Source organism: Arthrobacter rhamnosi (assembly GCF_054510975.1).
Window position 1 is genome coordinate 285,583 of sequence record NZ_JBTNDN010000003.1, and the last position, 13,985, is coordinate 299,567.

Sequence of the window (13,985 nt, forward strand, 5' to 3'; positions counted from 1 at the left end):
AGGGGAACCGTTCAGGCTACCGAACTCACGACGGAGTCGGCGAGCGAGTTGATCTTGTCGGGACGGAATCCGGACCAGTGGTCGTTGTCCGTGATGACGACCGGAGCCTGCATGTAGCCCATCGAGCGGACGCGCTCGAGTGCCGCGGGATCCTGCGAGATGTCGACGCTCTGGTAGGCGATGCCCTTCTTGTCCAGAGCCCGGTAGGTGGCGTTGCACTGTACGCACGCCGGCTTCGTGTAAACCGTAACGGTCATGTCTTGGTCCCCTTTTCTCTACTGCTGTCATGCTGTGTCATGGGTGGTGCGCGGCCCCGGAAAGGGGAAGGAAATCCGGGGATTTCCGCGCCTCCGGGCCCATGCCCGTCCAGCGGTTGTTCTGTCCCTCGATACTACATCTAGTGCGACCAACTCGTGCGTACCCCTAGATGATGTATTACAAGTATGTCATTACGGGAGCGAGTAGTCCACACGATGTCCACAGATCCGGGGCTCCGGAAAGCGCGGAAACGAGCCGATCCGGGGCCGGAAAAGGCACCTGGTCCACACGCTGTGGAGTACTTCCGCACAGGCTGAAAAACTTCCGTGTCGCGTTTCCCTGGCGTGTCGCGGCAGCCGCGTGTAGAAGACTGGGGCGAAGGAATCAGCCGACGAGGAGAGTACGACGTGGTCAACCCGGTCCACCTGCGGACACTGCTCGAGGTCATCCGCCACGGGTCCTTCAGCGGCGCCGCCACGAGCCTCGGCTACACGGCGTCCGCGGTATCCCAGCAGATGTCGGCACTGGAACGGGACACGGGCGCCACGCTCTTCACGCGGGCCGCCCGCAGTGCGATTCCTACGGACGCCGCCCTCGCGATGTCCCGGCATGCCTCGAAGGTCCTGACCGATATCGATGCGCTGCTCGCCTCGACCGCCCGTGCCGGCACCGGTCCCGCCCATGAGCTCCGGCTCGGCATTTTCCCCAGCCTCGCGACGTTCGCACTCCCTCGGCTGCTGCGCATGCCGGAATGGCAGCGGCTCGGCGTGTCCTTGCGCGTCTTCGTCGGGGAACCGGCGCACACGATCCAGGGGCTGCGCACCGGGGGCGATCTCGACCTCGCGCTCGTGTACCAGGTCGGGCAGGCCGGACTCGCCTGGCCGTCGACCCTGAGCCGCCAGTGGATCGGCGACGACGACTTCCGGGTCATCCTGCCCGCGAGCTGGGGCATACGTAGCGGCTCGCGCGTCACCGCCGACCAGCTCGCGGACATGCCGTGGATCATGCACCACCCCGGCACCGCGGACGCGACGGTCATCGAACGTCTCTTCGCGAGCTGCAACCTCCATCCCCGTATCGCGGCCTACTGCGACGACTTCAATGCCAGCCTCGAGCTCACCGCGGCGGGCCTCGGAGCAGCACTGGTGCCCGAACTCGCCATGGTCAACCGGCCCGAGGGCATCGTGGCGCTCGACGTCCCGGAGATCCGGCTGGCCCGCAGCATCTTCGCCCTGCGCACGGGCGACGCGGACGACGCACGCGTGCGGCTCTTCATGGACCAGCTCGCAGATATCCTGCGGGGGCAGAGCATCGGTCCCAAGCACACCGCTCCCGGCTACGCACGCCCCTCCGGCTCCTGAATTCCCGTTGCGCCCGTCCGGCACTGTCCGTACCTTCGGGTCAGGAGCGGGCACCGGTCCGCTGGTTTTCCCGTGATCTTCCGAGGAGGAACCCAATGCGGATCAAGAACAGCGTGGTCGTCATCACCGGGGCGGCGAGCGGCATCGGCCGGGCCACGGCCCTTCGGTTCGCCCGTCGCCACGCGAACCTCGTCCTCGCCAGCAGGCGGGTGGAAGCGCTCGAGACACTCGTCGCCGAGTGCACTGCGCTGGGCTCGCGAGCCATCGCCGTTCCCACCGACACATCCGAGCACGCGGCCGTCCAGGAGCTCGCGAGCAGGGCCGTCGAGGAGTTCGGGCGCATCGACGTCTGGGTGAACAACGCGGCCGTCTCGTTCTTCTCGCCGTTCCTCGAGGTGCCCCTGCGCGACTTCGAGCGGGTGATCGACGTCAACGTGATGGGCTACGTCTACGGGGCCCGTGCCGCACTGGAGCGCATGCAGGACCAGGGCTCCGGCGTCCTCGTCAATGTCGCGTCCATCGTCGGGGAGATCCCCCAGCCCTACACTTCCGCCTACTCCATGTCGAAGGCGGCCGTCCGCGCCCTCGGCGTCAGCCTCCGGTCCGAGCTGAAACTGGACCGGAAGAGGCACATCCACGTGTGCACGGTCCTCCCGCCCACCATCGACACGCCGTTCTTCAACCACGCCGCGAACTACACCGGCCGCCGGGCGGTGGCGATGCCGCCCGTCTACAGCGCGGACCGCGTCGCGAAGGCCATCCTCGACGTCGTCGAGGTACCGACCCGGGAGGTGGCGGTCGGCCGGATCGGCCGCTCCATGGTCCGGCAGCACCGCCTCATGCCGGCCCGGCTTGAGAAGCTGATGGCCGTGCAGGTGGAGAACAGCCATCTGTCCAAAAAGGAACCGGCCGAGGACTCGACCGGCAACCTGTACGGGCCCTCCCTGGACCCGGCGAATGCCGCTGTGACGGGTGGCTGGAGCGGTAAACGGCGCACCGCGCAGCGGATGGTCCTCGGCACTGCCCTGGTGGGTGCGGGCGCAGTCGTGTTCGGCGACAAGCTCAAGGGCGCCCTCCCCGTGGTCGCAGGGGCCGCGGGGACGGTGGGACAGGCCGTCAAGGCCGCGGGCAAGGGTTCCTAGACCCGCGAGCGCAGGTCCGCGAGCGCTGGTCGACTGCTGGCCGGCCACATCCGGTGGCTACATCGAGGCTGCGAGTCCGGCCTCCGGTGGGCGCTCCAGCTCGAGGGCATCCAGGACGTCGAGCGCGGCGGAGTGCTCGTTGAAGGTGTAGAGGTGGAGCCCCGGCGCGCCGTCGTCGAGCGCTGCCCGTGCGAGGTCCACGGTCGCCTCGACGCCGACCCGGAGGCGTTCCTCGTCGGTGCGGGCGCCCTCCAGGCGTCCCCACAGGGCCTCGTCGACGTCGATCCCCGCGAGCCCGCTCAGCTTCTTCAGGCGCCGGGTACTCGTCATCGGCATGACGCCGGGGATGATCGGGATGGTGACGCCGGCTCGCCGTGCGCGCGTCACGAGCCGCGAATAGTCGGAGGCCTGGAAGAACACCTGGGTGATCGCGAAGTCGGCCCCTGCCACTTCCTTGGCGAGCAGCACTTCGATGTCCTGGTCGAAGCTCGGCGAGTCCGGGTGCCGGGTCGCGTAGGCCGCCACCCCGACCGATACCTTGCCGGCTGCCAGCTGGGCGACCCGCTGCGCCTCGACCTCACGGATCAGCCGCACGAGCTCGTCCGCGTGCTCGACGTCGCCTGGCCGGCTCTCCCGTCCTTCGGGCGCGTCACCGCGCAGGGCGAGGATACCGCGGACCCCGCCGCCGATGAGCCGGTCGACGATCTCCGTCAGGTCGGCGCGGCTGGTCCCGACGCAGGTCAGGTGCGCCAGCGGCTTGAGCGTCGTCTCCGTCAACAGGCGCCGCAGGAGGTCGATCGCGGTCTCCTGGTTGCTGCCGGCAGCACCATAGGTGACCGACACGAAATCGGGGCGCGTCCCCTCGAGACGGCGGATGGTCGTCCACAGGGAGTCCTCTGCCTCGGCGTTCCGGGGCGGGTACAACTCGTAGGACAGGGCGGGATAGGTGGGTGGCGACATCTGGGTCCTCTTCGTAGGTGCCGCAGGATCGGTCAGTCCGTTTCCTCCGGTGAATCGGCCGAGCGTACCTCGCTGTGGATGATGCCGAGCTCCTCGAGCTTCTCCGACATCCCGGCCCCGTCGGGCGCGTAGATCCACGGGATGCCCGGTGTGGGCTGGACGCCGGTCTTGGAGCGTCCGCCCGCGAGCACCGCTTCGCCGACGGACAGCTGGCGGATCGCGATGGCGCGGACGTTCTGCGGGTGGCGCTGCGCGAACTCGGAGTAGATCGCCTCGTCGTGCTGGCCGTCGTCACCCACCAGAAGCCATTTGACGCCGGGGAACTCCTCGGCCAGCCGCTCGAGCGACGTCCGCTTGTGTTCCTGGCCGCTGCGGAACCACCGGTCGCGCGTCGGCCCCCAGTCGGTCAGGAGCTTGGGCCCTGCCGGGTACAGGTTGCGGGAGAGGAAGCGGGAGAGTGTCGGCGCGACATTCCAGGCGCCCGTGGACAGGTAGAGCACCGGCGCCGACGGAAGCGTCCGCACGATCCGCTCGTACAGCACGGCCATTCCGGGGGTCGGTGTCCGCGCGTGCTCGTCGAGCACGAAGGTGTTCCATGCGGCGAGGAAGGGGCGTGGCAGGGCCGTCACCATCACCGTGTCGTCGATGTCGGAGACGACGCCGAAATCCGTCGTGTCCGCGACGATCCGCACCGGGGCATCCACCACGCGGGAATTGCCCGACTGCACGGTGATGGTGTGCCAGCCGGCGTCGAGCGTCACGGGGATGCGCGCATCGACCACACCGCCGCGGTCGGCCTCGACGTCGTGCACCGTGTCGCCGATGGTGACATGGACGACGGCGTGGGCCACGGGGGCGCTCGTGAAGTTGCGCCAGCCGCGCATGCCTTCTTTCAGGGGCTTGAGCGGGCCGGCCTGTGCAGCCCGCCCCGCATCCCTCGGATCACCGAGCACGACGCGTGCCAGGACCCGCACCCACGACGTCGTGCCGTACCCGGTGTACGGGATGACGGTGTCGACCCTGCCGCGCCGCACCGCCAGGCGCGTCTGGAACTTGAGCCAGGCGTCGTCGAGGCGCACCGCGAGGTGGCGGTCTTCGAGCCCCGGCTTCGCGGGATTACTGCTTCTGGGGCCGGCGGACGGGGTGTGCGACTTCGCAGATCGTGGACACATGCCCCCAGTCTGGCATGGCGGCACCCCGGGGACGAGCCCTCCCGCTGGTCGCGCAGGACGGGGGAACAGGTCACAGGCGTCTAACAACTCCGACTTCAGCCGGGGACGATCTTGTAGCGGCCAGGAGCGGCTGGGACGCTGGACGTTCTATCAGGCGAACGATCAGTGGGGATGTCATGGCATTAGGCTGGGAATACAAGGGTGTGCGCCTCGTCGAGGAAAGGGTCCTGCACGACTGGGATACCTGCGCGGAACACGACCCCCGCACCACCGCGGCCGATCTGGCGCATGCCATCCGCTTCGGTAAGGCCCAATCGGCCCTCGAGGCGGTGGCGGCCGGCGGAGCCACGCTCACCGCCGACCACGCCAGGGCGCTCCACTTCGCCAATGAGATGGCCGAGTTGCGGCACTACGGCCCCCTGATCACGGTGGAGGACAACGTCCCCGTCCTGGCGCCCGGCATCCGGCAGATCATCGGCACCTTCGACGGATACGGGCTGTGGGACGGCCAGCCGGCCTGGACCCTCTGACAACGGGACCGGGGTACCAGGTCTGCCGTCCCCGGCCTCCGACGACGTTCCGATTCTTCTGGACCGGGACGAGTCGATCCGCCGGTTGCTGCGGGACTGACCCCGAGCCCGCCGCACCGGCCGTGGGACACTCGATGCCATGACGGCACTGATCATCGAGTGGGACCCCGAGCGGCCGGAGTGGAGCGGCACGTACGCCTCGGACGTCGGTACCGTCCGGAGCACCGGCGTCGTCCGACAGCGCTGGATGGTTCCGGCAGGGACGCCGCTGGACCCCGGCATGGATGTCTGGCTGACCGTCACCGGCCGGCGTCCTGCCATGCGGGGGCTGATCGGGCATGGGACCCTTGCGGGCCTTCCATCCGACGCGGCGGCTGCACCGGTCCCCGACGAGCCGGCATCCTGCATCGAGGTCGACTTCGACAGCCTGCTCTCCCACGGCGACCAGGTACCGCTGGATACGCTCATCGAGCGGCTCCCCGCCCTGACCGGGGGCTTCGGTGTGCTCGCCGTCGACGGCGGGACCGAGGTGGCGGTGCGCTCGCTCTGGGCGGCCGCCGGTTCCCCTGAGCCCGGCTCACTCGATCCCGTCCCAGGAGCGTTGCCGTCGACGGCGGTCACGCGTGTGGTGGTCAACCGCTTCGAGCGCGACCCCGAGCTGCGCCGGGTGGCGGTGGCCCACCGAGGCTCCGCATGCCATGCGTGCGGCATGGACTTCGAACAGGGTTACGGCGTGGCCGCGGATCTGATCCAGGTCCACCACATCACACCGCTGGAGCTCGTGGACTCCAGGTACGAGGTCGATCCGCTCGTCGATCTGATCCCCCTCTGTCCGAACTGCCACGTCGTGGCCCACAGCCGCTGGCCCGAACCGCTCACCGTGGAGGAGATCAGGACCCGGCTGCGGACCAGCGGATTCCTGCGCGGATCCGTGCTGACCGACGAGCAGCTCGAGGCAGAGGCGTCCGCCACCCGGATGCTGGGCCCCTGATCCTGGGCCCCTGATCCTGCCGAGCGCGGCCGTTTCCGTGCCCGCGGATTGTCAGTACACTGGGGCGCATGACCGGGCAGGATCCGGCCCTGCCCAGGGCCGCTGCGGTTCCAGGCGGCGCGGGCCTCCCCGAGGATCTGCCCGTCCCCTTCCTGCAGGACGCGGGCGATGCCGTGCGGCACCCGGACGACGATGGCGCCATCGACACGTCCCTGCGGAGTCCGGCGGAGCGGTCCCGCGCCTTCCTGGGCATCCTGGTGAACACCGGCCTCGCGAACATCACGACCAGTTACCTGTGGTTCGCCCTGACGTTCTGGGCATACCTGCAGACGCGCAACGTGATCGCCACCGGGGTGATCGGTGGGGCCTACATGCTGCTGATCGCCCTGTCCAGCATCAGCTTCGGCACCTTCGTGGACCGCTACCGCAAGCTGGCCGTGATGCGCTTCGCCGCCGGCTTCACGCTGGCGATGTTCGCGCTGTCCGGGGTCCTGTTCCTGCTGACACCCGCCGTCGAGCTGATGGATCTGGGGCAGCCATGGTTCTGGGTCTTCACCCTGATCATCCTGATCGGCGGGGTCGTGGAGAACCTGCGGAACATCGCCCTGTCCACCACGGTCACCATCCTCATCGAGCCGGATCGGCGGGCCAACGCCAACGGGCTGGTGGGCATGGTGCAGGGACTGATGTTCGTCATCACCTCGGTGCTCTCCGGGCTGTCGGTCGGGCTGGTCGGGATGGGCTGGACGATCGTCGTCGCCCTCGTGCTGACGGCGCTGGCGTTCGCGCACCTGCTCACGCTGCGCATGCCCGAGGAGGTGCGCGCGGCTGCGACGGACGCGCATGGCGGCTTCGACCTCCGCGGCTCCGTGGCGGCGATCCTGGTGATTCCGGGACTGTTCGCATTGATCGTGTTCTCCACCTTCAACAACTTCGTGGGCGGCGTCTACATGGCGTTGATGGATCCCTACGGCCTGGAAATGTTCTCCGTCGAGCTGTGGGGAACCTACTTCGCACTCGGCGCCACCGGGTTCATCGTGGGCGGCACCCTGATCGGCAAATTCGGCCTCGGGTCCAACCCACTGCGCACCATGCTCATCGCCGCCGTCCTGATAGGCATTGTGGGTGCGCTGTTCACGGTTCGGGAATGGGCATGGCTGTACGTCCTCGGCATCTGGCTCTACCTGGTCCTGGTGCCGTTCGTCGAGGCCGCCGAACAGACGGTCATCCAGCAGGTCGTTCCCCTGCACCGGCAGGGGCGCGTGTTCGGCTTCGCCATGGCGTTCGAATCCGCGGCAGCGCCGGTCACGGCGTTCCTGATCGCGCCGATCGCCCAGTTCTGGATCATCCCGTACGCCCGGTCGACGGCAGGCAGCGCCCACCTGGCCCCGCTGCTCGGTGAAGGCACCTCCCGGGGCATCGCTCTGGTCTTCCTGGCCGCGGGGATCATCATCATCGCCGCGGCACTGGTGGCCTTCGGGACTCCGGTCTACCGCCGAATCTCGGCGTCGTACGCGCGGGCGGCCGCAGCGGCTCCCCTTCCGTGACCCTGCGTGGCGAGGAACGGCCGCTCGCATCGCACCTCCGGTAGGTCGTCGTCGTGCCGGCGGCCCTCGACCGGCGGCCTGCGCGGCCGATCCCGGCGCGCAGTCCCCGCATCCTAGGATGAGCCCATGGTGATGGAGGTCCTGGCGACGAAGCTCTTCGTGCCGTCCCCGCGCCCGCAGGCGATCTCCCGGCCCCGCCTTGCCGGCCGGCTGACCGCCGCACTCCAGGCAGGACGACGTCTCACCCTCGTCTCTGCGCCCGCCGGGTTCGGCAAGACGGCCCTCTTCGCCGAGTGGATCGCACAGCTGCGTCGGCAGCAGCCGGGGATGCGCGTCGCGTGGTTGTCACTCGACGACGGTGACAACGATCCCGTCCGTTTCCTTACCTACCTGACTGCGGCACTCCATGACGCCGACCCCGACGTCGGCCCGGAGGAGCACGACGTGCGGTCGTCGGCCGAAGCGGCCCTCACCGCGCTCATCAATAACCTGTCCCGTTGCGGGAGGCCGATGATCCTCTTCCTGGATGACTTCCAGGTCATCGAGAACCCGTCCGTCCGCGAGGCCGTCGTCTTCCTGCTCGACCATCTGCCGCCTACCACGCACGTCGCCATCGCGAGCCGTTCCGATCCGCTCCTGCCCCTGGCACGGCGACGGGCCGGCGGCGACCTGACCGAGGTGCGCGCCGCCGACCTGCGCTTCACCCCCGATGAGGCGACCGCGTTCCTCACCGGGGTGATGGGACTCCCCCTCACGCACGAGAACGTCACAGCGCTCGCGACGCGCACGGAGGGCTGGATCGCAGGGCTTCAACTCGCGGCACTGTCCCTGCGCGACAGCACCGACGTCCCCGGCTTCATCGACGCCTTCACCGGCAGCAACCGCTTCGTGATCGATTACCTCACCGAAGAGGTTCTCCGGCACGCGCCGCTCCCCGTGCGCGAGTTCCTCCTCCAGACCGCCATCCTCGACCGGCTCAGCGGTCCGCTGTGCGACGCGGTGACCGGACGGACCGACAGCCTCCAGATGCTGGAGTCGCTCGAGCGCGCCAACCTGTTCATCGTTCCCCTGGACGACAGTCGGCAGTGGTACCGATACCACCACCTGTTCGCCGACGTGCTGCGCTCGCGGCTGCTCGCGCGCGGCCCGGGACACAGTGCGGAGCTCCACACCCTGGCCAGTGAGTGGTACGAGTCCAACGGGTCGCCCGACGAGGCAATCCGGCATGCGTTCGAGGCCGCCGACTTCCCGCGGGCCGCGCGGGTCATCGAGACAACCATCCCCGGCGTCCGCAGGAGCCGGCAGGATGCCACCCTCCTCGGCTGGCTGGTGAGGATCCCGGAGAACGCGCAGAAGCGCAGGCCCGTTCTCCGGGTGTTCTCCGCATGGTCCTCGCTCGTCGCCGGTGACCTCGCGTCCGCCGATCGCCGACTGACCGAGGCAGAACGTCTCCTCGCGAACGACGGCGACGGCACAGCACCTCGGCACGATTCGGAGCCCGGCGAGGAACTCCGGGCCCTGCCCGTCACGATCGCGCTCTACCGTGCCTCCCTCGCTCTGGCGCGGGGAGACCAGGCCGGGATGTCCCTCCATGCCCGGCGCGCGCTGGACGCAGCGGAACCCGAGGACCACCTGGGGCGGGGCGCCGCGGCCGGTATGGTGGGCATCGTCCTGTGGGCCGACGGCGACCTCGAGGCCGGCGTCACCGCCTTCGGGAACTCCGCGAGGAGCCTCCAGGCTGCCGGCAACCTGACCGACGCCCTGAGCACCACCATGGTCATCGCCGACATGCTGCTGCCGCTCGGCCGGCTGCGGGAGGCCCGGACGCTCTACGAGACCGCGCTGCAGCAGTCCATCGAGCACTGCAACGGCGGTCAGCCGACAGCGGACCTCCACGCGGGCATCAGCGAGATGTACCGCGAGCGCAACGACCTCGCGACCGCGAGGAGTCACCTGGCGGCCAGCACGGACCTGGGCGACACCGCCCTCTCGCACGAGCATCGCTACCGGTGGTTCGTGGCGATGGCGAGAGTGCAGGAAGCCGACGGTGAACCGGATCCCGCTCTCGAGTCGCTGGCGCGCGCGGAAGAGCATTACCGCCGTGGGTTCTTCCCCGATGTCCGCCCCATCGGCGGGCTCCGCGCCCGCGTCCTCATCACACTGGGGCGCCTTCCCGAGGCACGGGCCTGGGTGGACGAGCAGGGGCTGGCGTCCACGGATGCGCCGGACTATCTTCGCGAGTTCGGCTACGTAACCCTCGCCCGGCTGCTGATCGCGGAGCACCCCGTCACTCCCCCGGGCAGGTCACTCGACGACGCGCAGGACCTGCTCGGCAGGCTGGCGGCTTCGGCGGAACGCGGTGGGCGCATGGGTACCCTGAGCGAGATCCTCGTGCTGCAGGCTCTCGCCTTCCACGCGCAGGGCGAGACGGCGCTCGCACTCGGACCCCTCGAACGCGCCCTCGTCCAGGCCGAACCCGAGGGCGGCTTCCGGCTCTTCGTCGACGAGGGCGCACCGATGCTGGCCCTCCTGCGCGCCGCGGCCGGCGCCGGCATCAGCCCCGGGTACGTCCGTCGGCTCAGCCAGGCACTCCGCGATACGGACCCTGCCCTGGCCCCGGAGCACCCCGCCGAGGCGCTGAGCGACCGTGAACTCCACGTGCTGAGGCTCCTCGCCACAGGGCTGTCGGGTCCGGAGATCGCCCGGGAACTCTACGTCTCGCTCAACACGATGCGGACCCACACGAAACACATCTATCGAAAACTCGAGGTCAGCAGCCGGGCCTCCGCCGTCCGCCGGGCCGAATCGCTGGACCTGATCTAGCGACGCCTGCAGCGGTATCACCCCAAGATCCATGGATGTGGTGATGCCGCGTCACCACATCGCTGCGTAGCTTTCGGGTGTGGCCGGATCGCCCGGCCACGGAACACGAGGAGCGCACCATGAGCATCACGCCGTCCACCCTTACCCGCGGAGGCGCGATCGCCGCCGTCCTGGCGGGACTCGCCTACATCGTCATCCAATTCATCCACCCCTCCGACGTGGTCGCTTCGCTGTCCACGCAACGCTGGGCGGTCGTCCACATCCTGAGTTTCGCGGAAGCGGTGCTCGCCGTCGTCGGAATCACAGCCATCTATCTGCGGCAGGTACGGCGCTTCGGGGTGCTCGGGCTCATCGGGTACCTGATGTTCGGCTTCTTCTTCATCCTGCAGTCCTCGTTCACCTTCGTCGAAGCGTTCATCGCGCCCCTGTTCGTTGCCGACGCGCCCCAGGTCTCCGTGGATATCGTCGGGCTGTTCGGTCGGTACGAGGCCGTGACCGATCTGGGCCCGCTGGCCGCACTCCCCAACGTCGGAGCCTTGCTGTACGTGGGTGGCGCGCTGCTCTTCGGTATCGCCGTCATCCGCGCCCGGGTACTGTCGCGGGGAGCGGGCATCCTGCTGATCGCCGCCGCGGCGGCCACGCCGATCGCCGGCGCGTTCCTGCCCCACGCGCTCGAGCGCATGGCTGCCGTCCCCATGGGCCTCGCCCTGATCTGGCTCGGCTACTCCCTCTGGTCCGAGCAGCGGAACGGATCGGTGTCGCGCGCGGGAGCGGACGACGAAGGCATCGGCCACCTGGTGCGATGAACCGCTACGAGATCCGCCTGGCAGCGCAGCTCGATGCGGGATGGGGTTCCTGGTTCGAGGGCTTCACGCTCACGCAGGGTGCGGGATGCTCCACCGTGCTCACCGGGGCCGTCGTCGATCAGGCCGCCCTCCACGGGGTGCTTCGACGGGTAGGCGATCTGGGAGTGGTCCTGCTCTCGATCGCCATCCTGCACGACGACGTCGACGGCACCCTGTCCGCACCACCTGCCGACGAGGACGCACCATGACCGGGGGCCCCGATCAGCAGGCGGACAGGTACTACCCCTGCTCACGACGGAACGGCAGCCGGCGTCTGTCGATGACGCTGGCGGTCGTCGCCAGTGCGGTGAGTGCTACCGCGAGGACGAGTGGCGCCCAGGCTGCGGGGGATGTCGTTGCACCGGCGATGGCGGTTCCCGCTGACCCGGCGGCGATCTTGAGGGCACCCACCCAGATGAAGATCTGGCCGCGGGACCGGATGGGTGCGTACTCGCTGCGGGCGGCCAATGTTGCCGCGAAGAACAGCGCGTTGGCCACTCCGGCCAGGCAGAACGCCGCCAGGGAGGCCTCGAGAAAGGGGGCGAGAATCACCAGGATCAAGGCTGCTGCCACGAGGACGGCCAGGGAGCTCATAAGCCGGTCCGCGTCGCCGCGTAGCGGCCGGACCATCAGTCCTGCTGACCCGAGGAGATTACCCACCCCGTACGCGGCGACCAGGAGTCCGGCCGTCGAAGCGCCGCCCAGGGCGGGAGCGATGGCGACCGCGTAGATCGGTAACGCGGCAACCGAAAAAGCGACCGTGACGGTGAGGCCCAGCGTGCGCCGCAGAGGACCGTCTCTCCCCATCTGCCGGAGTGTCCGGCCCGGCGACGGCACCGCTACCGCCGAATCGGGTGGTTCCTGGCGGGGAAGCACGAGGACCGCTCCGGCACCGAGGACCGCCGCTCCAGCGAGGACCAAGGGTGCCGTCAGCGCATCGGATGTAGCAGCGATCCAGGCCACCGCCGCGGGACCGAGGGTGCCGCTGATCCCGTAACTCGCCACGTCCCAGCTCTGTGCCCTGCGCTGGTCGCGCTTCCCCGGTCCGGCGATGGAAGGCAGGCGGCTGCTGATCCCGCCGGTGAGCATCGGCCCGAAGACCCCGGAGACGAACAGGAGAACGGCCGGCCAGAGCGCCCAGGTGACGGGGATGAGCAGTGCCGCGCCGGCAAGGAGCAGCCCGTGGAGGACGGCGGAGAACGCGATGACCCGGCGTCCGTCGCGGGCGGTGTCCAGCCGGCGGGCGATGAAGGGCCCGAGGAGGTGGGGGGCGGTGATGGATGCTCCCAGCACTCCCGCCAGCCACCCGGGTAGCCCGGAGGCATGAGCGAGGAGGACGATGGCGACGACGGCACCGCCGTCGGCACTCCGGACCAGTGTCGCAGCGAAGACGTAGCGGCCCAGCGCCCCGCGACGACGATTCATCCGCACCGGCACCCGGGCGCCAGGGTTACCGGTCGAGGCCGAGTTCATCGATCACCGCGGCGACACGATGACGTTGGGCCTCGGGCAGGCCCTGAAGGGGCAGCGGCAGGCTGGATGTGGTCACCAGCCCCAGGTGTTCGGCGATGGCGGCCACGACGCGGATGCTCCCACCGAACTCGGAGAACAGGTTCCACAACGGGGCGAGCCGTTCCGACTCGGCGATGGCATCGGAGAACCGCCCTTCCCGGGCCGCCCGGGTGATCCCCAGGGCGAGGACCGGCAGGGTCCCTCCGATGACCGAGTACCAGGCATCGCAACCGGCGGCCAGTCCGGCGGCCGCGCGGGCGTCGCCGGAGACACCGATGGTCACGTGGTCGGGGATGACGGCCCGGATCTCCCCGACCCGGGTTCGAGCTTCCGCCGGTTCGGCGGGTACGCCGGGGATCTTGATGGAGGCTATTCCGGGCAGTTCGGCGATGCGCCCGTACAGCTCGGGGGTGAAGGTGAAGTGGGTGGTGCCCGGGTTGTCGTACACGATGACGGGCAGTGAGGAGTGCCCTGTGACGGTCCGGAACAGCGCGACGACGTCGTCCTCGGTGAGGGGCTGATACGTCATCGGCGCCAGGAGCAGGCCCGTTGCCCCGGCCTTCTCCGCATTGGCCGCGTTGGCGAGGACCTGCGAGGTCCGTACTGCTCCGATGCCGATGACCACAGGGGTGCCGGCGGCGTGTTCCACAGCCAGCTGGGCGACGCGGCTTCTCTCCTCGGTAGTGAGGTACGCGTAGGAGCCTGTGGATCCGAGCGCCGTGATGGAATCGACGCCGGCTGTCGCGAGACGTTCGACCAGGCGCACGAAGGCTGTCTCGTCGACCTCGTCGTCGACGAGTGGGGTGAGGGGGAAGGCGCTGAGGCCGGTGAACATGGAGCGGCT

Annotated in this window: 13 protein-coding genes; 8 read left to right on the forward strand and 5 right to left on the reverse strand. The window is 69.3% G+C overall.

Going from position 1 to position 13,985, the window contains the following annotated elements; translation table 11 throughout:
* Positions 1–11 precede the first annotated feature (11 nt).
* Entirely contained in the window at positions 12–257 is a 246-nt protein-coding gene (nrdH, locus tag ACX80J_RS09780; RefSeq protein ID WP_087073531.1) for a glutaredoxin-like protein NrdH, read from the reverse strand.
* 408 nt (positions 258–665) lie between these two features.
* Here nrdH and ACX80J_RS09785 point away from each other — a divergent pair, with 408 nt between their 5' ends.
* Positions 666–1,619, forward strand: coding sequence for a LysR family transcriptional regulator (locus tag ACX80J_RS09785; RefSeq protein WP_459347619.1), 954 nt, complete (start codon positions 666–668; stop codon positions 1,617–1,619).
* Positions 1,620–1,714: 95 nt separating this feature from the next.
* Complete coding sequence (locus tag ACX80J_RS09790; RefSeq protein WP_459347620.1) at positions 1,715–2,761, forward strand: SDR family oxidoreductase; 1,047 nt, start codon at positions 1,715–1,717, stop codon at positions 2,759–2,761.
* Between the two features lie 57 nt (positions 2,762–2,818).
* On the opposite strand, the gene ACX80J_RS09795 is transcribed toward ACX80J_RS09790, so the two are convergent.
* Positions 2,819–3,721, reverse strand: coding sequence for a methylenetetrahydrofolate reductase (locus ACX80J_RS09795; protein WP_459347621.1), 903 nt, complete (start codon positions 3,719–3,721; stop codon positions 2,819–2,821).
* 32 nt (positions 3,722–3,753) lie between these two features.
* Positions 3,754–4,893, reverse strand: coding sequence for an App1 family protein (locus tag ACX80J_RS09800; RefSeq protein ID WP_459347622.1), 1,140 nt, complete (start codon positions 4,891–4,893; stop codon positions 3,754–3,756).
* A gap of 176 nt (positions 4,894–5,069) precedes the next feature.
* Between ACX80J_RS09800 and ACX80J_RS09805 the strand changes: the two genes are divergently transcribed.
* The 6 genes from ACX80J_RS09805 to ACX80J_RS09830 all read left to right on the forward strand — a co-directional run bounded on the left by ACX80J_RS09805 (position 5,070) and on the right by ACX80J_RS09830 (position 11,838).
* The gene (locus ACX80J_RS09805; RefSeq protein ID WP_459347623.1) at positions 5,070–5,423 is read left to right on the forward strand and encodes a hypothetical protein; all 354 of its coding nucleotides are present in this window, start codon (positions 5,070–5,072) and stop codon (positions 5,421–5,423) included.
* A gap of 139 nt (positions 5,424–5,562) precedes the next feature.
* Positions 5,563–6,414, forward strand: coding sequence for an HNH endonuclease (locus ACX80J_RS09810; RefSeq protein WP_459347624.1), 852 nt, complete (start codon positions 5,563–5,565; stop codon positions 6,412–6,414).
* Between the two features lie 68 nt (positions 6,415–6,482).
* Positions 6,483–7,961 (forward strand): MFS transporter, encoded by a 1,479-nt coding sequence (locus ACX80J_RS09815; RefSeq protein ID WP_459347625.1) that lies wholly within the window; start codon positions 6,483–6,485, stop codon positions 7,959–7,961.
* Between the two features lie 126 nt (positions 7,962–8,087).
* Positions 8,088–10,784, forward strand: a complete 2,697-nt coding sequence (locus ACX80J_RS09820; protein WP_459347626.1) for a LuxR C-terminal-related transcriptional regulator — start codon at positions 8,088–8,090, stop codon at positions 10,782–10,784.
* Positions 10,785–10,903: 119 nt separating this feature from the next.
* Complete coding sequence (locus ACX80J_RS09825) at positions 10,904–11,590, forward strand: hypothetical protein (RefSeq protein WP_459347627.1); 687 nt, start codon at positions 10,904–10,906, stop codon at positions 11,588–11,590.
* Positions 11,587–11,838, forward strand: a complete 252-nt coding sequence (locus ACX80J_RS09830; protein ID WP_459347628.1) for a hypothetical protein — start codon at positions 11,587–11,589, stop codon at positions 11,836–11,838. Before ACX80J_RS09825 ends, ACX80J_RS09830 begins: the two co-directional genes overlap by 4 nt.
* A 31-nt stretch (positions 11,839–11,869) precedes the next feature.
* On the opposite strand, the gene ACX80J_RS09835 is transcribed toward ACX80J_RS09830, so the two are convergent.
* Together ACX80J_RS09835 and ACX80J_RS09840 are read right to left on the reverse strand one after the other, a co-directional pair.
* Complete coding sequence (locus ACX80J_RS09835) at positions 11,870–13,054, reverse strand: MFS transporter (protein ID WP_459347629.1); 1,185 nt, start codon at positions 13,052–13,054, stop codon at positions 11,870–11,872.
* Positions 13,055–13,079: 25 nt separating this feature from the next.
* Positions 13,080–13,976: a dihydrodipicolinate synthase family protein gene (locus ACX80J_RS09840; protein ID WP_459347630.1), complete on the reverse strand. Its 897-nt coding sequence runs from the start codon at positions 13,974–13,976 to the stop codon at positions 13,080–13,082.
* Between the last annotated feature and the right edge of the window lie 9 nt (positions 13,977–13,985).